Source organism: Acinetobacter sp. SwsAc5 (genome assembly GCF_013391485.1).
Taxonomy (GTDB): Bacteria; Pseudomonadota; Gammaproteobacteria; order Pseudomonadales; family Moraxellaceae; genus Acinetobacter; species Acinetobacter towneri.
The window spans coordinates 79,214-100,029 of the sequence record NZ_JACAXD010000004.1; the positions used below are offsets into that span (position 1 = coordinate 79,214).

Genomic DNA, 20,816 nt, shown 5'->3' on the forward strand with positions numbered 1-20,816 from the left:
TTTTTTATGAGTAATATTTGGGGCATTTAGTGTTGGATAAAACTGGCCACCAAATTAATGCAAATGGCTAAAATGGTGGTATTAAAACTATAGGCCAAAATAATGTGTAGTGTGTTCAGCACTCGCATAGGCTGTGAGCTAATTGAAACATCTGCAGTTTGTGCTGAAGTACCAATCACATAACTAAAATATAAAAAATCTGGATAAGTCGGGTAGGGTGTTTTAGGAAAATCCAGTCCACCTTCTTGCTGCTGTTGTAATGCTAAATAGTAGTCATGGGCATAGTGGATGGCGAAAATGGTGTGCATAAAAAACCAAGCACATAAGATGGTGGTAATAGATAAAATAAAATGTCCCATGCGCACAAATTCACTTTGTGCAAATAAATTCACCTCAATAATGATCGCAATAAAGCACATCACCAAAGTTAAAAATACCAAAAATAGAATCAGCCATTTGCTGGCATCTTGCTGTTGGGCGCGTTGCAAAATATGTGCATGATCACTGTGCCACAGATTAAGCATGGTCAGCAGTAAATAGCAGGAAATGGCAATATTCCAGCTTAGTAATAAGCAACTTGACCATGCCCATGTACTCAAAGTTTGAAATATGGCATACAGCACAATGGTAATCACAAAACTAATAAAGAAATAAGGGCGAGACTGAATACCAGATCGCATGCGTGTGAGTGGATTTTTTAGCATTCTTATTCCTTTTAAGGCTTTTTTTCTCACTTGATTGTGCGCTGTTTTATGGCATGAGTCTAAGTAATTCTGGGTATTTCAGGTAGGTTTACTTATTAGACTTAAGTTGTAATTTAAGGTGCTTGATGGCAGCAATTTTGTATAAAAATGTGCTGTGATATTTGAAGTCAATGAGCATTCATTTTGCATTATCTTTCAAAAATATGTTTAGACTTAAGTCTAAAGCTGAGTATTGATGCAGAAACAATAAAAAAGTGCTTTTTCCCTTGGTGGAGAAAAAGCACTTTTATGATTGGGTATTTCAGACTTGAGTTTTATTCGCGGTTTATGTCCAAATAGAACACGCGAGTGAGCAGCTCTAAAAATTTCTGTACAGCAGGTGAGTTACTGTTTTTGCCATAACTCACATATAAGTCCAAATACGGTAATTCTACATCTAAGGGGCGAATCACAGTATTTTCCATGGTTAGTGGTGCAACATAGCCTGGCAAAATAGTGCAGCCCAAACCCATGCCTACAGAGTTGATATTAAATAAAATATTGTCTGCTTTTTGCACAATATTCAGTTCAATATTATGTTGTTTAGAAAAATCGACAATCAAATGGTGCAAGGTATAAGATGCTTCTGCCGCAGGAATAATAAAATCTACGCCATTTAAAGCTTTAACAGGAATACGTTCATATTTTGCTAATGGATGATCTTTAGGCAAAATAAAAATCAGCGGCTCACGCAGCACAAACTGACTTTCAATTTCATCACTATTAATATTGTGTCGGGTAAAGGTGATGTCGAGCTCACCTTTTTTGATCATCTTCATTTGCTCGGTATTGTTCAAGCTGAGCAATTCAATTTTCAAATCTGGGTTTTGTACCCGTAAGTTAGGCAGTACAAAGGGGAAAATTTTCATTTCCGCCACAGGTACAAAGCCAATACGTAGCATTTGCTGTTTGGCTTGTGAAACCTGACGTGCCATGGCAACGGCTTTGTCGGCTTGGGCAAGGGTCAGGCGAGCCTGTTCCAAAAATACAGCGCCTTCTTCGGTCAGTTCAACCTTGCGTTTGGTACGGTTTAACAGTTTAACGCCAACATCTTCTTCTAAGTCTTTAATTTGCTGACTCAGCGAAGGTTGAGCCGTATAAAGCTTAAGCGCCGCTTTACTGAAGTTGAGTTCTTCAGCCACGGTAATGAAGTAGCGAAGGTGACGTAATTCCATACAGCCATTCCAAAGATTAATTCAAAATATGTCTTACTATAGATTAATAAAAGTATAATCTATAAACAACCATCAGATGAAAATTATTGTGTCATTTAGGAAATAAATAGGGTTTTATCATTGTGTAATGTTTTAATCGCATAATATAAAGTTTTATTAATCTATAAAATCTATTAATTAAAACAAAAAAAATATTTCACTAAACGTCCCTAAAAAATCATTATCCATCCAAAGTTGAGTCTATTTACTTTGTGCCGTTGTTGGTCACAGGAGAGCTTTTCATGAGTGGAAAAATTGATGTGCGCGAAATCGACGCTTTGGTCGATGCACAAAATGGACGTATCACTCCATCTATTTATACAGATCCAGATATCTACGAATTAGAACTTGAACGCGTGTTCGGCCGTACGTGGTTGTTCCTGTGTCATGAAAGCCAAATTCCTAAAGCTGGCGACTTCTTCAATACCTACATGGGGGAAGATCCAATTATTGTGGCACGTCAAAAAGACGGTTCAATCAAAGCATTTTTAAACCAGTGCCGTCACCGTTCTATGCGTGTGAGCTTCGCAGACTGTGGTAATACGCGTGCATTTACTTGCCCATACCACGGCTGGTCTTACGGTATTGATGGTTCACTCAAAGATATTCCATTAGAAGAACGTGCTTATCCTCAAGGTGCTTGTAAAGAGCAATGGGGCTTGGTGGAAGTGAATCGTGTGAAGTCTTACAAAGGCTTGGTATTCGGTTGTTGGGATGAAACGACTCCTGACCTAGAAGAATACATGGGCGACATCGCTTGGTACTTAGATGGCGTGGTGGATCGTCGTCCGGGTGGTACAGAAATTATTGGTGGTGTACACAAGTGGGAAATTGACTGTAACTGGAAATTTGCTGCAGAACAGTTTGCCTCTGACCAATACCACGCATTGTTCTCTCACGCATCTGCTATTCAGGTTTTGGGTGCAAAACCAGATGATGACAGCAGTAAACAATTGGGTGCTGCACAAACTGCTCGTCCTGTTTGGGAAACTGCGAAAGACGCACTTCAATACGGTTCACGTGGTCACGGTTCAGGTTTCTTCTTTACAGAAAAACCAGATGCAAACGTATGGGTAGATGGCGAAGTTGCTAACTATTTCCGTGAAACGTATGACGAAGTTAAAGAGCGTTTAGGTGAAGTTCGTGCCCTACGTTTGGCTGGTCACAACACGATGTTCCCAACCTTGTCTTGGTTGAACGGTACAGCAACACTTCGCGTATGGCACCCACGTGGTCCGAACAAAACTGAAGTATGGGCATTCTGTATTGCCGATGCTGAAGCCTCTCAAGAAGTGAAAGACGCTTTTGAGCGTTCTGCAACACGTGCATTCGGTCCTGCAGGTTTCTTAGAGCAAGACGACTCTGAAAACTGGATTGAAATTCAAAAAGTATTACGTGGTTACAAAGCGCGTCAAAACAAACTGATTGTTGAGATGGGTAAAGGTAACGAAAAAATCCGTGAAGATGGTATTCCGGGTATTACCAACTACATTTTCTCTGAAACTGCAGCACGTGGTATGTACCGCCGTTGGGCAGATTTGCTGATCCATGAAAAATGGGAAGATGTTGAAAAAGCAGCTGACGAATACGAGAAGGAGCTAGTGAAATGAGTCAAATCAGTTTAGAACTTCAACACGAAGTTAGCCAATTCTTGTATCGCGAAGCAAAGTTGCTGGACGACTGGAAATTCCGTGAGTGGTTAGAACTCATGGCAGAAGATATTTCTTATACCTTGCGTACTACACCAAATGCGCAAACCCGTGACCGTCGTCGTTCAGTTGAGCCACCCACCACTTGGGTGTTCAACGACAACAAACACTTGCTTGAGCGCCGTGTAGCACGTTTAGAAACGGGTATGGCGTGGGCAGAAGAGCCTCCATCACGTACAACGCACATGGTTAGCAACGTGATTGTTGAAGCAACAGATGTTGAAGGTGAATACGATGTACACGTAACTTACTTACTGTACCGTACTCAAAAAGAGAAAGACGTGACGATTTACTGTGGTAAGCGTAATGACAAAATCCGTCGTGTTGAAGGTGGCTTAGGCTTCCAAATTTTCAACCGTAAGATTGTGCTTGACCAAGTAACGTATAACTCACACAACCTGAGTGTATTCTTCTAATGAATAAGATTTTTGTTTGCCAAGTTGACGAATTAGACGAAGGCGAAGCGTTAAAAGTGGACTGCGGTGTAAACGGTATCGAAGCACTGGCAGTATTCAATAACGGTGGTGAGTTCTTTGCCATGAATGACCGTTGTTCACACGGTAATGCGTCTATGTCTGAAGGTTATCTTGAAGATGATGGCACGGTTGAATGTCCACTACATTCTGCACGTTTCTGTTTAAAAACTGGTCAAGCTTTATGCTTGCCAGCAACTGACCCAATTCAAACCTTCCCTGTGGTGGTTGAAGATGGTGCGTTATACGTAGAAATGGCAGGAGAATAAGCATGGGTTGGCTAAAAGGCGAAGTGGCACTGATTACAGGTGGCGGTTCTGGTTTGGGTTGGGCTTTGGTAGAACGCTTCCTTGATGAAGGTGCGCATGTGGGCGTATTACAGCGCTCACAATCTAAAGTAGATGCCTTAAAAGAACGTTTTGGTGATCAAATTGTGGCTGTCGCTGGTGATGTTGCCAACTATGCAGACAATGTCCGTGCTGTACAGGCCACTGTGGAGCGTTTTGGAAAACTGGATTGCTTTATTGGCAATGCAGGGATCTGGGACCATTATGCAGATATCGTCAATACTTCGGGTGAGCAGCTTGAAAAAGCCTTTGATGAAATCATGGGCATTAATACCAAGGCATTGATCTTGGGTGCAAAAGCGGCACTAGATGAGTTGGTGAAATCTGAAGGTTCTATCATCTTAACCTTATCCAATTCTGCGCTGTATTCTTCAGGCGGTGGTCCTGTTTACACTGCATCTAAACATGCAGGTGTTGGCATCATGAAAGAGTTGGCTTATGAGTTGGCACCTAAAGTACGTGTTAATGCCGTTGCGCCTTCAGCGATGAATGTCAATATTAAGGGCGCAGCATCTTTAGGTCAGGAAAACCTAGGCTTACTTGATGCACGTGATCCTGAAAAAATTGCACGCGGTATGCCGCTGAATTTCTTGCCTGAGCCAGAAGATATGACAGGTTCTTATGTGCTCTTAGCATCTCGTCAAAATAACCGTCCACTGACTGGCGTTCTGATCAATGCAGAATGTGGTCTGGGTATTCGTGGTTTACGTCAACCACGCGCAGGTTTCTTTGACGAATAAAATTGAGTCTAAATTCAATAGACGAATCGGCAGCCTTTCTCTGGGCTGCCTTCCTTATTTAGGAGTCTCTCATGGCCGTTAAACTCATTTGTGCATCGCACAGTCCTTTAATGGAATTTGCAACACCGCAAGATCAATCCAAAGAACAAAAAGTTCGTGCTGCCTTTGAGCAACTTGCTGCAGAAGTCAAAGCTTACGATCCAACCTTAATCATCACGTTTGGTCCAGACCATTTTAATGGTTTCTTTTACGATTTGATGCCAAGTTTCTGTGTGGGTATTCGCGCCACGGCTGCGGGTGACTGGGACTACGGCAAAGACAATGACCGTATTGATGTGCCTGAAGACAAAGCTTTGGCTATGGTGCATCGTGTATTGGATGAAGGCGTAGATGTGGCGTACTCGTATCGTATGCAGGCCGATCATGGGGTGACTCAACCTTTACACTTCTTATGCGATGGTCAGTTAGACCGTTACCCAACCATTCCTGTATTTATCAATGGTGCTGCTGCACCAATGCCAACCACGAAGCGTACCATTGCTTTGGGTCGTGCAGTGGGGCAATTCATCAAGTCTTTAAATCTTGAAAATGAACGTGTTCTTGTTTTAGGTACAGGTGGTTTGTCGCACGATCCACCAACACCACAAATGGGGTCAGTGCCACCTGAAGTTGAAGAGTTTCTAATTGCAGGACGTAACCCAAGTGCTGAAGCACGTCATGCACGCCAAGCCAAAATTATTGCTGTTGGGCAAAAACTTGCAGCGGGTGATACATCGGTCGCAGTGCCACTTAGCCCAGAGTGGGATATTGCCTTACTTGAGAAATTCAAGCATGCAGATTTTGCGGCAATGGAAGCCATGACTGAAGCTGAAATTCGTCGTGATGGCGGCCGTGGTGGTCAGGAAGTTCGTTCATGGATGGCTGCTTTTGCGGCATTGGATGAGCTGGGTGCGTATGACATGACCACACATTGCTATGAAGATATTAGTGAGTGGATTGCGGGCTTTGGCATCGTATCTGCCGAGTTAAAAGGTTAAGTCCATGAGCGTAGAAACAATTGTAATTGTGGGAGCAGGTCAGGCAGGGGCGAGTGCCATTCTTGAGCTGCGTGGCAACCAATATGCAGGCAAAATTATCCTCATTGGTGATGAAAAACATTTGCCTTATGAGCGTCCACCGCTGTCTAAAGATGTAATTTTACGTCCTGAAGAAACCAAAATCGAAATTCTGTCTGAAGAAAAATTGGCAGAATTGGGCGTGGAAACCATCCGTGGCAATGGCGTGAGCAAAATCAATGCCGAAGCGAAAACTGTTGAACTCTTAAACGGTGACGTTGTCGCTTACGACAAACTTTTGCTTGCTACAGGTGGTGCAGCACGTCGTTTACCTAACTTTGATGCTTTGGGTAAACACGTTTACACGCTGCGTAACCTTGAAGACTCACAAGCTTTGGTTCCTGTACTGCAAGCGGGTCGCCGTATCATTTTAATTGGTGGCGGTGTGATTGGTCTGGAGTTGGCATCTTCTGCACGTTTCAAAGACTGTCAAGTAACAGTCATTGAAATGGGGCCAATGGTGATGGGGCGCTCATCACCACGTATTTTAAGTGAATTCTTGCTTGAGCAGCAGCAACTGGCTGGTGTCGATGTACGTCTGTCCACACAAATTGCAGATTGTAAGTTGGATGGTGAAGAAATTGTTGTCACCCTTGAGGGCGGCGAAGAACTTCGTGCTGACGCTGTGATTTACGGTATTGGTATTATTCCAAATGCGCAATTGGCTGTAGCAGCAGGTCTGGACGCAGATTTTGCAGTGCATGTGAATGAAAACTGTCAAACCTCAAACCCAGACATTTATGCTGCGGGCGATGTTGCTTCACAACTTCGTGAATGTGGTAACCATCGTCGTGTAGAAACTTGGGAAAATGCCAACTTGCAAGCAGGCATTTTTGCACGTCATGTCATGGGCGTGGCGCATCCTGTTGCAAATCCTGCTTGGTTCTGGACTGATCAGCTCGACATCAACTACCAATTCGTTGGTGATATGTCGGCAGCAGAATGGCATGTACGTGGTGAGATGGATGCGACTAAACGCAGTGACTCCACATTCGTACTGTTTGGTGTGACTGATGGCGTGATTGTAGGTGGAATTACCGTGAACGCTGCCAAAGACATGCGTCACCTGAAAAAGCTGATTAGCAAACAGGCTGCATTTGACGCAGACAAGTATTTAGATGTGAGCCAAGACCTTCGCAAACTGGTGAAGTAATCTTGAATAAATGAAACAGACCTGAGGCAACTTAGGTCTGTTTTTTATGTGCTTAAAAAAGTTAGATTTCATGTTGGGTAAAGTATGAACGCCAATACATCTCCGCTTGTTGTGACCGCCAGTATTTATGTGCTCTTGGTGCTGATCTGGGCCATTACGCCATTGGCGATTGTTTGGAGTGTGCAAGAAGTCCATCCGATGTGGGTGCTGATAATCCGCTACTTTGGTGCTTCTGTGATTGCGCTGTGTTTACTCAAATTGATGCGTGGCCCATTGCCTTTTGATAGCACTTCTATGAAAAGCTATTTGGCAGGAAGTCTGAACTTAATTGGTGCGCAACTATTTATCTATTTGGCAGCAAATTATTTAACGTCAGGTTTAATGGCGCTGATTTTTGGTTTCTCGCCATTGATTGCAGGCTTGATCGGTCATGTGATTCTACGTACACAAAAACTGATCGCGTTACAGTGGATTGGTATGGCAATTGCCATTTCAGGGCTAAGTTTTGTTTTTGCTGATTCTGCCGATAGCAAAGTCAATCCTTGGGGTGTGGTACTCATGCTGATTAGCATGGTGTCTTATATCAGCTCAATTTTTTGGGTCAAACAAATCAATGCACCTTTAAGTCCTATGTCTCAGGCCACAGGTTCATTAATGGTTTCGGCACTGGGTTCATTGTTATTAATTCCTTTTATTTGGCAGCATGTTCCAACCGCCATGCCTGGGGTGAAAACCATGATTGGTTTTATCTTTACCATGATCATGTCATCTATTGTGGCAATGCTGTGCTATTTCTGGCTAATTCGCGGTTTAACTGCATCTACGGTTTCTTTAAGCAATGTGATGACGCCTATTATTGCGCTGATTCTGGGTGCAACGCTAAACAATGAACACATCAGCATGAATGCCTTTATTGGTATTGCTGTGGTGATGTTGGGTATTGTGATGTATTTCTGGAAAGAATGGCGCGAACAGTATTTCTGCAAAGGCTAATTTTGCAGTGCTGAGTTGTTGTCCGATACGACTTTTTTCTCAAAACAACAAAAACATAAAGGAAATTGCCCGCTTGATTTCGCTACTATGCGTGATAGAGTCAACACATGAACCAAAGCTGTGTTTATTTCTGAACAGATCAGGATTAAAAGCATCATGGCCGATGCGCTATATATTATTGGGCTTACATGAACAACGTGGAACAAAAGCATTTTCAACTGCCAACGGAAGCCTGTTGGTCACATACTTGGCGTAAACCCAAGCTACAGTTTTTGCCTTCAAATCATTATGATGGCACGCAGTTTTTTAATCCTGTGGCGTACCCTGAGGGGCGCAGCCAAACCGATTTGCTGAAATGGTTGCTAAAACGTAAATCGAACAGCTGGAAGGTCAATGCTCAACAAGAGGCACAACAGTTCTTTGCAACGCCGCGTGCGGTTCCACAATTACGCCCACAGGCCAGTTTGGATGATTGGCAAGTCTGGTTTGTAGGGCATGCCACTGTATTGATTCAAATTGGCCCCTATAACATATTGACTGATCCAGTCTGGGCTGAGCATGTGAGCCCGAAACAGGGCAGAGGGCCTAAACGTGCCTGTCCTGCGGGCATTGCATTGGAAGATTTACCCACCATTCATGCCGTGCTGCTTAGCCACAACCACTATGACCACATGGATTTAGCCACCTTAAAATGGTTGAACCATCAATTTGCCATGCCTATTTATACAGGTTTGGGCAATAGCTGGTATTTACCGCCAGACTTGCATGTGATTGAAATGGATTGGTGGCAGTCGGCTTTGTTTAAAGAGTTGAAAATTGTGTACACCCCTGCACAACATGGTTCGGGGCGTGGTGCACGTGATCAGAACATGGCGTTGTGGGGAGGTTTTTCCATTTTGCATGGGCAAGACCATTGTTTCTTTGCGGGTGATACGGGTTATTCGCCACACTTTAAAGAAATTCAAACCCGTATGGGCGCACCACGTGTGGCACTTTTGCCTATTGGTTCTTATGAGCCACGTAATCTGATGCGTTATATGCACATGAACCCTGAAGATGCCTCTCAGGCGCATAAAGATTTGCATTCCAAATGTTCTTTGGCCATTCATTACCGCACTTTTGAGTTGACCGATGAAGGGCGTGAGCAACCAGAGGCAGACTTGCATCATGCCATGAAACGTTCATCTAAATTGATGAATCCGTTTTATTGTATTCGTGAAGGTAAGAAGCTGATTGTGTAGTCGTTAACAAGCCAAAAGTAGTTTTCTACTTGCTGAAAAGTGTTATTTGCAAACGACACAATAAAAAGCCCCTATCGAATAGGGGCTTTTTTATGAGTTTATATTTTTAGTGAATCTTTAAGTGTAAAGATTACAGTACACCTGGCTGACCAAGTGCAGGATCCGTTGCACGAGCAGCTTGTGCATCTGTAACAGTCATGCCTAACGCAGCAGCAACACCTTCACCATAAGCAGGATCACATGCGTAACAGTTACGAATATGGCGGTACTTAATGAAGTCTAGCGCATCGCCCATTGCACGTGCGGTATTATCAAACAGTGCCTGTTTTTGCTCAGGGTTCATTAGGTTGAACAAGGCGCGTGGCTGGCTGAAATAGTTGCTGTCGTCTTCACGGTAATCCCAGAAATCTGCATCGCCACGGATTTTCAATGCAGGTTCGCGATATTGTGGTTGCTCTTGCCATTGGTGGAAGCTGTTTGGCTCGTAGTGTGGCAAGCTGCCATAGTTGCCATCCATACGACCTTGACCATCACGACGGTTTGAGTGCACGGGACAACGTGCTGCATTCACTGGAATTTGTGAATGATTCACGCCTACACGGTAACGAGCAGCATCGGCATAGTTAACTAAACGCGCTTGTAGCATGCGGTCTGGTGAATAGCTGATTCCTGGAACAAGGTTGCTTGGCGCAAAGGCGGCTTGTTCAACATCTTGGAAGTAGTTTTCTGGGTTACGATTCAGCTCAAACTCACCCACTTGAATGAGTGGGTAGTCACCTTTAGGCCAAACTTTAGTCAGGTCAAATGGGTGATATGGCACTTGTTCTGCCTCAAGTTCAGGCATGATTTGTACGAACAGCGTCCATTTAGGGAAATCACCACGCTCAATGGCGTTATACAGGTCAGTCTGGCTGCTTTCACGGTCACGACCAATCAATTCTGCTGCTTCTGCGTCGGTTAGATTTTGAATGCCTTGTTGAGTGCGGAAGTGGAATTTCACCCAAAAACGCTCATTATTGGCATTAATAAAGCTGTAAGTATGGCTACCAAAACCATGCATGTGACGATAACCCACAGGAATACCACGATCCGACATCACAATGGTGACTTGGTGCAGTGCTTCTGGCAGCAAAGTCCAGAAATCCCAGTTATTGGTCGCATTACGCAGGTTGGTGCGTGGGTCACGCTTTACCGCTTTATTCAGGTCAGGGAATTGACGTGGGTCGCGGAAAAAGAACACTGGTGTGTTGTTACCGACTAAATCCCAGTTGCCTTCTTCAGTATAGAATTTTAAAGCAAAACCACGAATGTCACGTTCTGCATCGGCAGCGCCACGCTCACCTGCAACGGTAGAGAAACGAGCAAACATTTCAGTTTTTTTGCCAACTTCAGAGAAAATTTTGGCACGGGTATATTGGCTGATGTCGTGCGTGACAGTAAACGTACCAAACGCACCTGAACCTTTGGCATGCATACGACGCTCAGGAATTACTTCACGTACAAAGTTTGCCAACTTTTCATTGAGCCATAAATCTTGGGCAAGAAGTGGGCCACGTGCGCCCGCAGTCATACTATTTTGGTTATCTACAACAGGTGCGCCTGCATCGGTGGTTAAATGCGTTACAGGGCATTTTTTTATCTCTTGGCTCATCATTGTTCTCCATTATTGTGATCATCATGTGGTGGGCTGTATTAGAAATTTAGCTTCTAAAACAAGCGGCCATGAACCGTTTTGTTTGTTTAAAAAATCAACTACAACACCACAATACCATGCAGATCGGGCTTTGTAGATGAAAGCTTTTCAAATCTCACCATTTTAATGTAAAACGATTTTTATAATTTTACAAATAGATAAATTTATTGTTTATGATTGGTGTATTCGATTATTGTTTGTGTGGAAATCAGGGTCTGTTGACATTTCATAAATGGCTTGCGCTGTAGGCTAAAACTGAGCAGATCAGGCATGAAACGCAGGGAATAGCGAGACTATTGCCAAGTTTCATAACGCAATCTGAGAAAGTTTTAGTCACAGCCTTTCAGGACAAGCATATTTTTTGCTGCTATTACGTTATGTGTCAGTCACTTAGAATGACTAAATTCCCTATCTCATGCCTTATATCAGCTAAAAAAATATGCGTCGTCGCAAACATAGACGAAGTGTCAACAGACCCTAATAGTTTTTGCAGCATTAAATATCTGAAACAGAGACTAAAAACGGTTGAATTGCTAGTGAAATATCGGTGTACAAGGTGCCCCAATCTTGAAAATGCGGATTGATTAATAAACTTTGTGAAATAAAGCCATAGCTGATGCGGTGCAGATTCAAAGCAAGGCGCAGTTGTAGTTCGGCATTATGTATGACAGGTGCGAATATCTGTTGCCACATTTGCAGCATCATGCTGTAACTTTTTTGGTAAGTTTCAATGTGTGAAACTTGTCGTTCCAGTAAAAAAGTCTGCGCCCAAAGCCATTGTTGTGCCTGAATTTGCTGAAGCTGAAACTGAATGATGGTTGCAATATAGCGGTTTATTTCAACAACTGTGGATAACTCAAGTTGCTGTTGGGCATAACTTTTTAAGTGTTCTGCATGCTGTTTGACTTGCAGGTGAATCGTCAATGCCAGTAAATCTTCTTTCTTGGCAAAGTATTCATAAAAAGTGCCTAAACCGACACCTGCCAAATTAGTAATTTCACGAATGGTAATTTCAGCTGCCGAGCGTTCATGCAAAAGCCGAACAAAACTTTCCTGTAAAGCCTCTTGAGTCAGTTTAGCCCGCGATTGGCGCGGCTTACGGCGCACTTGAACCTCAGAATTTTTCATAAATAAAGCCGAACACCTGAGCACATATTTTTCTCTATACTAAATGCAATGATAGCATCGCGTTTGTCTAGGAGTGACACAATGCAGACATGGATGACCCATCAAATTCAAAATCAGTTTGATGAATTACAAGACTATAACTTATTTGAAACCGATACGGTTTTACAAGAAATTTTAACCCGTTATGGCAGTCAAGATCAGACCCGACTGAGTGAATTGGGGCACATTGCAGCATCGGCAGAATATTATCATTATGCCGATTTAGCCAATCGGCATACGCCTATTTTACATGCCTTCGATGCACGTGGACGTCGTAAAGATGTAGTGGAGTTTCATCCTGCGTGGCATCACTGGATGGCGCTGAATCGTAAGTTTGACACGCATGCACATCCATTTAAGCAACCGCAATCTACGGCAAAATGGGTCGATTGGGCCAGTCGTTTTTATTTGGCAGGACAGGTTGAGTGCGGTAATTTATGCCCAAATTCTATGACTTTAGGCAGCATTCCGCTTATTCAGCGTGAACCTGAGTTGTGGGCAAGCATGGGTGAGAAACTGTTATCGCATGAATATGACCCGCGTGATGTGCCGATTTCACAAAAGAAATCTATTTGGCTGGGCATGGGTATGACCGAAAAGCAGGGTGGTTCAGATGTGCGGGCCAACCAAACGCTCGCCGTTCCAGTCGCAGCGACAGGACGTGGGCAAGCCTATTTACTCACAGGTCATAAATGGTTTTTCTCTGCACCAATGTGTGATGCACATTTGGTGGTCGCCAATACCGAACAAGATGGTTTGGCTTGTTTCTTTGTACCGCGTTGGTTAGAAGATGGCAGAAAAAATAATATTCAGGTACAGCGTTTAAAAGACAAAGTGGGAAATCGGAGTAACTCCAGTTCTGAAGTCGAATTTCAGCAGGCGTGGGGCATCATGATTGGCGAAGCAGGGCGCGGTATTCCCACCATTATTGAAATGGCGAACTACACTCGTTTAACCTGTGCTGTGGGCAGTAGTGCCATGCTGCGTCAAGCCTTGGTGCAATGCCTTGCCTATACTCGACAACGTCAAGCATTTGGACAGACTTTGGCGAATCAGCCATTAATGCAGGCAGTCTTGGCAGATTTGGCTTTGGAAACTGAAGCTGCGGTACAGCTCAGTTTTCATTTGGCACATTGTTATGAAAGCGATGATGCTGTGTCTTTGGCATGGAAGCGTTTAATGACCCCTGCTGCAAAGTTCTGGATTTGCAAACGCGCGGTGGAACTTACAGGTGAGATGATGGAAGTTTTTGGTGGCAATGGTTATGTCGATAACAGCATCATGGCACGTATTTTCAAAGAAGCACCTGTAAATACCATTTGGGAAGGTTCAGGCAATGTCATGTGTCTGGATGTACTACGCGCTATGCAGCGAGAACCTGAGCTGATTCAGGTGTTATTGCAGGATTTTGCTCGCACTGCCGTTACTCATCCTATTTTGGGCAGTGAATTAGATGGTTTGCAGCAGTTATTGCAGACCACGAACAGCAACGATTTACAATTTATGGCACGTGCTTTGGTGAGCCGTTTGGTGATTTTGGCACAAGCGGTTTTGTTGTTGCGTTATGCGCCAAGTTTTGTGGCAGAAGGTTTTATTCAGTCGCGTTATAGTGCATTGCATGGGCAAGTGGTGGGTATGCTTAAACCTAAACAGGTCGATGTTGCATCCATCTTGCAGCGTGCATTTTCAGCATAGCATCCCTTGCTACTTGATTCTGCACAAAAAATTCACCCGCTTGGTAAAACCAAACGGGTGAATTGAACCGTATATTGCAGTCGAGTCGTGATCAATCACGCTCGCTTGTAGCAAAGCTGATTGCTTCAGCGAAACTTATTTCGCAGGCTCTTCAGCTTTTACACCTTTTTGATATAGAGTGTAGATGAAAATTGGAATATCCAAATCTTCCAAGTGTTTGTAGATCAGTGGACGTACATCTTCCCAATCTAAACCGCCTACACCTGTTGCAAGACGCGGTAATGCCAAGCTTTCAATTTTCTCTTCTTCAATCAACTGTTTTAAGTTTTTCAAAGTGCGGTTGACGTATTCTGTCGATGCTTTACCTGGTTTTGAACCGTTGTCATAAGCCGCTTCCTGAGTCATCAGGTTGACGATGCGTTGACCTTCGGCATTGACCCAAGTCCATTGTTCACCCGCTTTAGGATGGTAAATATGACAATAGTTGCGGAAGTCTTTATATAGCGCAGGCCAGTGCTCACGCAGACTTAAAGCCAAACCTGTTGCAAAGTTATCGTTAGGGGCAACACCGTGAGCAATCGCACGTGCTTCGCTCAGTAAAATATCTCCAGAAACTTCATAAATCATGAATTTGACTCCTGTTTTTAATGGTCTTGTTAAACTGATCTTCTATATTCATATTAGCCAATCATTGCAGTTTTTCTAGTGGGTTTTATAACCAATAAGTCTTTGAAAAGTAATAAAAATTTTTAGAATTTTATGCTATAATTGTATGGGTAAAGCCGCTGAGTGTTCTTTAAAATAGCCTTCAAAAATAACCGTCAGAAAAATCTGATAAAGTGGCGGCAATAATTTATTTACCCTTCTTTTTATCTTAGCACTATTGAGTGAAAATCGCTTGTAAAATGTACAAAAAAGCGTATGATCGGCTTCCCAATTTAATATGGAACATTGGTGAGAGAATAGTCACGTTATGCAGAAGCAATTGGCTTGAATTTTCCCTCAACATCTCCATCTAAAAGAGTAGCGACACTGCTCATTTCCATGATCAACCGAAAGGAACAGCGTAATGGCAAAGAAAAAACAGCCTGAGCTTATTCAGCATAACTTTGTGGCCAAGCACATGCACAAGGTCAACAAAAGTCAGGTTTTTGTAGACCGTAAGAAAAATGCCAAACGAGGCTATAGCAAACACAAACAAGGGCGATATTCCGATGATTATCGCCCTTGTTGTTTTTGGAGTGAATGGTGTGTTGCTTGAGGCTTAAACTAAGTTTTATGGAGATACGATACGTGTCGCTAGTTTCACCATATCGCCCAAGCCATGGGTTTTAAAATAATATTCCATCAGACTTTTCACCATCAGCGGATTATTCATTTTTAACGCCTGATCTAATAAATGTTGCGCATCGGTCATCGGTACATGACAAATTGCTTTACGCACCCGCAAGATATTACTTGAACTCATCGACAGGGTATTAAAGCCCATTGCCATCAGAATTACCGCAGACAGCGGATCTCCTGCCATTTCGCCACAAACGCTCACAGGCTTGTCATATTTATGACATTCTTTCACCAAGCGGGTTAAGGCGCGCAGTACTGCAGGATGAAAGTGTGAATAGACGTTGGCCACACGCGGATTGTTACGATCCACTGCCAATAAATACTGGGTTAAATCGTTTGATCCTACCGAGAAAAAATCCACCAACGGGGCAAATTCATCAATTTGCAGCAGCACACTCGGTACTTCTACCATAATGCCAATTTTCGGTTTGGTGATTTTAACCTGTTCTTCTTCCTGCACTGCTTGCAAGTCACGATCGAGCAAATACAAGGCTTCTTCAACCTCGCTGACACTGGTGATCATTGGCAGCAAAATATGCAGATTATTCAAACCAATACTGGCTTTGAGCATGGCACGAATTTGCGAAGAAAAAATTTCAGGATGATCTAGCGTGAAGCGAATCCCGCGCCAACCCAAGGCTGAGTTTTCTTCTTCAATCGAAAAGTACGGCAAGTCCTTGTCTGCGCCAATATCTAGCGTACGCATCACCACAGGTTTGTTGGCAAAGTGACTGAGCTGTTGGCGGTAAATAGCACGCTGTTCTTCTTCGCCCGGGAAACGGTCACGCAGCATAAATGGAATTTCAGAACGATATAAACCAACACCTTTAGCACCGCGTTGTACGCCACGCACCACGTCAATCATCAAGCCTGTATTGACATACAATTTTACCGCTACGCCGTCAGGGGTAATGGCATCTTTGGTTTCATATTGCTTGAGGTCTTTGGCAATCTGTTCTTCTTCTTTTTGAATTTCTTTATAGCGTGTCCGCATGCGACGTGGCGGGTTGATAAACACCCGACCTTGGTGCGCATCTACAATCATTTCCACATCGTCTAGGCTGTTGATGGGCAATTCAGTTACGCCAACTACGGTTGGAATACCCAAAGCACGTGCCACAATGACCATGTGAGAATTCATTGCGCCTTCGGTGGTGACAATTGCTGCAATTTTATCGACAGGCAGTTCTACCAAAGCTGCTGTGGAAATTTCTTCGCCAATTAAAATACTTTCATCGGTCAGTTCACGGTGACTGGCATCGGCTTCTTGTAAAGAGGCGAGAATACGACGCCCTAAATCTTTCAGGTCAGAAACACGTTCGCGTAAATAGTCATCTTCCATTTGCGAAAATAGGGCAATGTGATTGTCAATTACAATACGCACTGCACCTTGTGCCCAGTTACCTTCACGAATCAGTTCTTTAATTTCTGCAGGCAGGGCATTTTCATCCAACATGCGTAGGAACACACTGAATAAAGCGCGTTCTTCTGCCATTAAGGCATCCTGCATTTTGTCATCTAGTGCCTGAATTTCTTGACGCACTGCATCTAGTGCGTTGTCTAGTAATTCTAACTCTTCACTAATGTCTTCAGCTTCACGATCAGGTACAGCCGCCAAATCTGCAGGTGGATACAGAATTACCGCACGACCCAGTGCAATCCCGCCCGAACCTGATACGCCCTGAAAGGTTTTGTAGGCAGGCAGGTTGTTGGGTTTGCGGAACACATCAATGTTGCCCACGGCATGCGCATGCGCAATGACACCTGAAAGCTGAGCACAAAGTGTGACTAAAAAGGATTCTGCGGCTTCAGAAAAGTCTTGTTTGTCCTTGTTTTGCACCACAAGAACGCCCATAACTTTACGGCGATACATGACAGGCACGCCAAGGAAAGAATTATAAATTTCCTCGCCTGTTTCGGCCAAATACATGAAGCGTTCGTGTTTAGGTGCGTCGTCTAGGTTGACAATTTCTTCACGTTGTCCGACTAAACCGACCAAACCTTCACTGGTATGTAGAGACACATGCCCCACAGCCTCAGGATTTAAACCCTTTGATGCCATGAGCAAATAGCGTTGATTGCGTTCATCGAGCAGGTAAATAGAGCAGACATCCACATGCATGGCTTCTGCGACCTGATTGACCATAATATCGAGTGATTCATGCAAACTGGTGGACGCATTGATTTCTTGTACAATGCGTCTAAGGGTATCCAGTTGCATGTTCGACATACGCGCTACTCCATATTCCAATCAATGATTTGAGGTCAGTTTTACACCACAGATGACCCTATAACAATAAGCTAAAAAATCTACATCTTCATGCAAATTTTAAGGTTTTTTCAGGGGCAATTGATTGCACAATTCCACCATCGCTTTACGGTAGACGTCACGTTTAAAATTGACGACCTGACCAAGCGGATACCAGTAACTGACCCATTGCCATTGATCAAATTCGGGTGGGTCTGACAAATTCAGCCGAATATGATGCGCTGACGCTGTCAGTTGCAATAAAAACCACTTCTGTTTTTGACCAATACATACGGGATCTGAATCCGTGCGTATATACCGATGTGGCAAACGATAACGCAGCCAACCCTTAGTTTGCGCGATAACTTGGACGTGTTCGGGCAGTAAGCCAACTTCTTCTCTCAGCTCACGATAAAGTGCCTGTTCAGGGGTTTCTCCATATTGGATACCTCCTTGTGGAAATTGCCATGCATTGTGACCAATGCGTTTTGCCCATAGAACTTGTCCAAACTCGTTTGCCAAAATGATCCCGACATTGGGTCGGAAACCTTCTGAGTCGATCATTTGGCTACCTAAATATTGTTTAATTTATGACTTTGCACTCGGGGATGATGATTTCTTTTCTCCAACTCGAAAACGCAAAGTGTAAATAATGTTAAAATTGCTATGATCTTAACGAATTTCTATCGACTAGCGGAGATAGATTTACAATTTTTTTCTTAAATTTCAGTTTTTACGAGTATTTTCATGAAATTGGCGCTATTTGATCTCGATCACACCTTGTTAAATACTGATTCAGATCATTCTTGGGGTGAGTTTTTGGTAAGTGAAGGCTTGGTCGATCCTGTTCGCCATCGCGCCATGAACGACAAGTTTTATGAAGACTACAAAGCAGGGCAACTCGACCCAATTGCATATAACGAATTTGTATTTGAGTTTTTAACCCAGCACGACAATCAGTACCTCACAGATTTGCATGAATTATTTATGCAAAAGGTGATTCGTCCACAAATGCGCCCTGAAGGGTTTAAAGCTATTCAGCGTCATCAAGAATTAGGGCATGAATTGGTGGGGATTACAGCAACATCTGACTTTATTACTGCACCTATTTTCCGTGAGTTTGGTATTAGTGAAATTATTGCCACCAATGCCGAAGTGGTCGATGGTAAATATACAGGCAAAGTCATTAATACTGCGTGTTATCAACAAGGCAAGTTGGTGCGTTTGGAGCAATGGCTTGCAGGGCGTGAAGTGACAGAATCTTGGGCATATTCAGACTCGATTAATGATCGTTTCTTGTTGGAATATGCAGATCACGCCATTGCTGTAAATCCTGATGCACGTTTACAGGCTTTGGCTGAAGAGCAAGGTTGGGATGTGCAGGACTGGTCAATTTAAGTCTGAATTTTTTTGAGGTGTTGCTACTCTGGCTTTTACTAGCTTATTGATTTATTTTTGTTTTTATTTATTGCAATGTTGGATTATGTCATTCATTTTTAGAATAGGCATGCTAAGGTAAGACAAGAATTAAAAATGATCAGGAGTGAAAAAATGAGTGGTGTACGCCCAAGAATGACACATTTATTTGAACAACTGGGTTTGGATGCCAGTGAAGCCGCGATTCAGCAATTTATTGAAACGCATCAATTGAATGCGGAAACAACAATTGCCGAGGCAGAATTTTGGACGGAAGCACAGCGTCAGTTTATCGTCGAAAAAATGAAATCGGATGGTTCATGGGCAATTGTGGTAGATCAATTGAATGAATCTTTACATGAAGATTCGGTGAATCGTTAAGACCTCACTTGCACCTAAATTAAGCCAATAAAAAATACCCTCAATACAATCGTGTCTGAGGGTGTTTTTCATTCAAAAGAAACGATTAATCTTTTAGTGTTTCATCATCTCAATCAATTCTAAAACAGCGCGTGATTGCGTTCGTCCCGGATGCCATACCATGCCTAATTGACGGTTCATTTCTAAGTCAATATCTAACTGTTGTAAGTCTTGATTGACCAAAGTTTTAGGTAAAACAGACCATCCCAAACCAATTGACACCAACATCCGAATAGATTCTAGCGGATTATTGCTCATGGTGACTTTAGGTTTAACACCTTGCTTTTCAAACTCTGCCAAAGTGATTTGACTGGTATAGGTTTGCGCGGCAGGCAACAAACTAGGGTAGGCGAGTAAATCGGTCAATTGCAGGTTTTTCTGATGTGCAAGCGGATGAAAAGGCGCAACCACAAACACCAATGGATCATTCCAAATGGTGACATAAGACAGACGTTCATCTAATTTGGGCGGTAAGGTCAGAAAAGCCAGTTCTAAATCGCCTGCCAAAACTTGTTCATGTGCCTGTTCTGAGTCGACAAAATGCACATCTAGCGTGACGTTGGGAAATTCCTGCACATATTCACGCAAATGATTGGGTAAATGATGCAAACCAATATGGTGACTGGTGCCAATTTTCAGTTTGCCTTGAACCTGTCCTTGCTCATGACTGAGGGTATGGTGAATATCGCCCAGTTCATTCAGCCAGTTTTTGACTTTAGGCAATAATGAATGTGCTGCATGCGTGGCTTGCACCCCACGACCTGCCGACTCAAACAGCTTCACGCCAAAATAGCCTTCTAAGCTGTGAATACGTTTGGTCACCGCAGGCTGGGTAATAAATAACTGATCTGCTGCCAAAGAAATAGAACCTGTTTCCATGACTTTTACAAAGGCTTCAAAGGCTGCAAGATTCATTTGCACCATCCATAAAGATTTTTTATTACTGTGCTTATTATTTAGAAAAAATTAGAATTAATCAAAACAAATTCTACTTATTTTGAAACTATGCGTTTGGGATGATCTGTGGAGATACAGTAGAGATAAAAAAAAGATCATCGTGGGCTGCAACCAAGATGATCTCAAACTGAAATGGAATATTCACAAG

Annotated in this window: 20 protein-coding genes; 12 read left to right on the forward strand and 8 right to left on the reverse strand. The window is 43.1% G+C overall.

The genetic code is table 11. The features are described from left to right. Positions 1–26 precede the first annotated feature (26 nt). Together HYG89_RS03375 and hcaR are read right to left on the reverse strand one after the other, a co-directional pair. Complete coding sequence (locus HYG89_RS03375; protein ID WP_178866057.1) at positions 27–704, reverse strand: DUF1345 domain-containing protein; 678 nt, start codon at positions 702–704, stop codon at positions 27–29. A gap of 314 nt (positions 705–1,018) precedes the next feature. Beyond that, the gene (gene hcaR, locus HYG89_RS03380) at positions 1,019–1,918 is read right to left on the reverse strand and encodes a DNA-binding transcriptional regulator HcaR (RefSeq protein ID WP_168460357.1); all 900 of its coding nucleotides are present in this window, start codon (positions 1,916–1,918) and stop codon (positions 1,019–1,021) included. A 281-nt stretch (positions 1,919–2,199) separates the two neighbouring features. Here hcaR and hcaE point away from each other — a divergent pair, with 281 nt between their 5' ends. The 8 genes from hcaE (at position 2,200) to HYG89_RS03420 (ending at position 9,728) form a co-directional block, all read left to right on the forward strand. After that, entirely contained in the window at positions 2,200–3,567 is a 1,368-nt protein-coding gene (gene hcaE, locus HYG89_RS03385; protein WP_154321080.1) for a 3-phenylpropionate/cinnamic acid dioxygenase subunit alpha, read from the forward strand. Next, entirely contained in the window at positions 3,564–4,082 is a 519-nt protein-coding gene (gene hcaF, locus HYG89_RS03390) for a 3-phenylpropionate/cinnamic acid dioxygenase subunit beta (protein ID WP_154321079.1), read from the forward strand. The genes hcaE and hcaF overlap by 4 nt, the downstream gene beginning before the upstream one ends. Next, positions 4,082–4,408 carry a 3-phenylpropionate/cinnamic acid dioxygenase ferredoxin subunit gene (gene hcaC, locus HYG89_RS03395; protein WP_004976057.1) on the forward strand — a complete coding sequence of 109 codons (327 nt, stop codon included), beginning with the start codon at positions 4,082–4,084 and terminating at the stop codon, positions 4,406–4,408. The genes hcaF and hcaC overlap by 1 nt, the downstream gene beginning before the upstream one ends. Before the next feature lie 2 nt (positions 4,409–4,410). Continuing rightward, positions 4,411–5,226, forward strand: coding sequence for a 3-phenylpropionate-dihydrodiol/cinnamic acid-dihydrodiol dehydrogenase (hcaB, locus tag HYG89_RS03400; protein ID WP_168460356.1), 816 nt, complete (start codon positions 4,411–4,413; stop codon positions 5,224–5,226). Positions 5,227–5,297: 71 nt separating this feature from the next. After that, positions 5,298–6,263 carry a 3-carboxyethylcatechol 2,3-dioxygenase gene (locus HYG89_RS03405; protein WP_178866059.1) on the forward strand — a complete coding sequence of 322 codons (966 nt, stop codon included), beginning with the start codon at positions 5,298–5,300 and terminating at the stop codon, positions 6,261–6,263. Between the two features lie 4 nt (positions 6,264–6,267). Next, positions 6,268–7,494 (forward strand): 3-phenylpropionate/cinnamic acid dioxygenase ferredoxin--NAD(+) reductase subunit, encoded by a 1,227-nt coding sequence (gene hcaD, locus HYG89_RS03410; protein ID WP_178866061.1) that lies wholly within the window; start codon positions 6,268–6,270, stop codon positions 7,492–7,494. Positions 7,495–7,578: 84 nt separating this feature from the next. Further along, entirely contained in the window at positions 7,579–8,487 is a 909-nt protein-coding gene (locus HYG89_RS03415; RefSeq protein WP_178866063.1) for a DMT family transporter, read from the forward strand. Between the two features lie 188 nt (positions 8,488–8,675). Continuing rightward, positions 8,676–9,728 carry an MBL fold metallo-hydrolase gene (locus HYG89_RS03420; protein ID WP_178866065.1) on the forward strand — a complete coding sequence of 351 codons (1,053 nt, stop codon included), beginning with the start codon at positions 8,676–8,678 and terminating at the stop codon, positions 9,726–9,728. A 130-nt stretch (positions 9,729–9,858) separates the two neighbouring features. Here the strand turns inward: HYG89_RS03420 and HYG89_RS03425 are convergent, their stop codons facing one another. Together HYG89_RS03425 and HYG89_RS03430 are read right to left on the reverse strand one after the other, a co-directional pair. Further along, a complete protein-coding gene (locus tag HYG89_RS03425) occupies positions 9,859–11,379 on the reverse strand; it encodes a catalase (RefSeq protein WP_178866067.1) in 1,521 nt (506 codons plus the stop codon). 537 nt (positions 11,380–11,916) lie between these two features. Next, positions 11,917–12,549 carry a TetR/AcrR family transcriptional regulator gene (locus tag HYG89_RS03430; RefSeq protein WP_178866069.1) on the reverse strand — a complete coding sequence of 211 codons (633 nt, stop codon included), beginning with the start codon at positions 12,547–12,549 and terminating at the stop codon, positions 11,917–11,919. An 81-nt stretch (positions 12,550–12,630) separates the two neighbouring features. Between HYG89_RS03430 and HYG89_RS03435 the strand changes: the two genes are divergently transcribed. Further along, on the forward strand, positions 12,631–14,283 hold the full coding sequence (locus HYG89_RS03435; protein WP_178866070.1) for an acyl-CoA dehydrogenase family protein: 1,653 nt from the start codon (positions 12,631–12,633) through the stop codon (positions 14,281–14,283). A gap of 135 nt (positions 14,284–14,418) precedes the next feature. Here HYG89_RS03435 and HYG89_RS03440 read toward each other — a convergent pair whose 3' ends face one another. Further along, positions 14,419–14,910 carry a macro domain-containing protein gene (locus HYG89_RS03440; RefSeq protein WP_178866071.1) on the reverse strand — a complete coding sequence of 164 codons (492 nt, stop codon included), beginning with the start codon at positions 14,908–14,910 and terminating at the stop codon, positions 14,419–14,421. 442 nt (positions 14,911–15,352) lie between these two features. On the opposite strand from HYG89_RS03440, the gene HYG89_RS03445 reads away from it, so the two are divergent. After that, entirely contained in the window at positions 15,353–15,544 is a 192-nt protein-coding gene (locus HYG89_RS03445; protein ID WP_178866072.1) for a hypothetical protein, read from the forward strand. Positions 15,545–15,559: 15 nt separating this feature from the next. Here the strand turns inward: HYG89_RS03445 and ptsP are convergent, their stop codons facing one another. Next, positions 15,560–17,857 (reverse strand): phosphoenolpyruvate--protein phosphotransferase, encoded by a 2,298-nt coding sequence (ptsP, locus tag HYG89_RS03450; protein ID WP_167845752.1) that lies wholly within the window; start codon positions 17,855–17,857, stop codon positions 15,560–15,562. 99 nt (positions 17,858–17,956) lie between these two features. Then, positions 17,957–18,439 (reverse strand): RNA pyrophosphohydrolase, encoded by a 483-nt coding sequence (locus HYG89_RS03455; protein ID WP_004976084.1) that lies wholly within the window; start codon positions 18,437–18,439, stop codon positions 17,957–17,959. A gap of 183 nt (positions 18,440–18,622) precedes the next feature. Here HYG89_RS03455 and HYG89_RS03460 point away from each other — a divergent pair, with 183 nt between their 5' ends. Next, positions 18,623–19,273 carry an HAD family phosphatase gene (locus tag HYG89_RS03460; RefSeq protein WP_070155338.1) on the forward strand — a complete coding sequence of 217 codons (651 nt, stop codon included), beginning with the start codon at positions 18,623–18,625 and terminating at the stop codon, positions 19,271–19,273. Positions 19,274–19,426: 153 nt separating this feature from the next. Continuing rightward, positions 19,427–19,672, forward strand: coding sequence for a DUF2789 family protein (locus tag HYG89_RS03465; RefSeq protein ID WP_136144729.1), 246 nt, complete (start codon positions 19,427–19,429; stop codon positions 19,670–19,672). A gap of 93 nt (positions 19,673–19,765) precedes the next feature. On the opposite strand, the gene HYG89_RS03470 is transcribed toward HYG89_RS03465, so the two are convergent. Next, the gene (locus HYG89_RS03470; RefSeq protein ID WP_178866073.1) at positions 19,766–20,626 is read right to left on the reverse strand and encodes a LysR family transcriptional regulator; all 861 of its coding nucleotides are present in this window, start codon (positions 20,624–20,626) and stop codon (positions 19,766–19,768) included. Between the last annotated feature and the right edge of the window lie 190 nt (positions 20,627–20,816).

Coding starts and splice junctions, on each gene's coding strand:
- HYG89_RS03375 (WP_178866057.1), bottom strand. CDS start 704: ATGCTAAAAAATCCACTCACACGCATGCGATCTGGTATTCAGTCTCGC.
- HYG89_RS03455 (WP_004976084.1), bottom strand. CDS start 18,439: ATGATCGACTCAGAAGGTTTCCGACCCAATGTCGGGATCATTTTGGCA.
- hcaC (WP_004976057.1), top strand. CDS start 4,082: ATGAATAAGATTTTTGTTTGCCAAGTTGACGAATTAGACGAAGGCGAA.
- HYG89_RS03415 (WP_178866063.1), top strand. CDS start 7,579: ATGAACGCCAATACATCTCCGCTTGTTGTGACCGCCAGTATTTATGTG.
- HYG89_RS03460 (WP_070155338.1), top strand. CDS start 18,623: ATGAAATTGGCGCTATTTGATCTCGATCACACCTTGTTAAATACTGAT.
- ptsP (WP_167845752.1), bottom strand. CDS start 17,857: ATGTCGAACATGCAACTGGATACCCTTAGACGCATTGTACAAGAAATC.
- HYG89_RS03405 (WP_178866059.1), top strand. CDS start 5,298: ATGGCCGTTAAACTCATTTGTGCATCGCACAGTCCTTTAATGGAATTT.
- hcaE (WP_154321080.1), top strand. CDS start 2,200: ATGAGTGGAAAAATTGATGTGCGCGAAATCGACGCTTTGGTCGATGCA.
- HYG89_RS03430 (WP_178866069.1), bottom strand. CDS start 12,549: ATGAAAAATTCTGAGGTTCAAGTGCGCCGTAAGCCGCGCCAATCGCGG.
- HYG89_RS03445 (WP_178866072.1), top strand. CDS start 15,353: ATGGCAAAGAAAAAACAGCCTGAGCTTATTCAGCATAACTTTGTGGCC.
- HYG89_RS03435 (WP_178866070.1), top strand. CDS start 12,631: ATGCAGACATGGATGACCCATCAAATTCAAAATCAGTTTGATGAATTA.
- hcaB (WP_168460356.1), top strand. CDS start 4,411: ATGGGTTGGCTAAAAGGCGAAGTGGCACTGATTACAGGTGGCGGTTCT.
- hcaR (WP_168460357.1), bottom strand. CDS start 1,918: ATGGAATTACGTCACCTTCGCTACTTCATTACCGTGGCTGAAGAACTC.
- hcaF (WP_154321079.1), top strand. CDS start 3,564: ATGAGTCAAATCAGTTTAGAACTTCAACACGAAGTTAGCCAATTCTTG.
- HYG89_RS03440 (WP_178866071.1), bottom strand. CDS start 14,910: ATGATTTATGAAGTTTCTGGAGATATTTTACTGAGCGAAGCACGTGCG.
- HYG89_RS03420 (WP_178866065.1), top strand. CDS start 8,676: ATGAACAACGTGGAACAAAAGCATTTTCAACTGCCAACGGAAGCCTGT.
- hcaD (WP_178866061.1), top strand. CDS start 6,268: ATGAGCGTAGAAACAATTGTAATTGTGGGAGCAGGTCAGGCAGGGGCG.
- HYG89_RS03425 (WP_178866067.1), bottom strand. CDS start 11,379: ATGAGCCAAGAGATAAAAAAATGCCCTGTAACGCATTTAACCACCGAT.
- HYG89_RS03465 (WP_136144729.1), top strand. CDS start 19,427: ATGAGTGGTGTACGCCCAAGAATGACACATTTATTTGAACAACTGGGT.
- HYG89_RS03470 (WP_178866073.1), bottom strand. CDS start 20,626: ATGAATCTTGCAGCCTTTGAAGCCTTTGTAAAAGTCATGGAAACAGGT.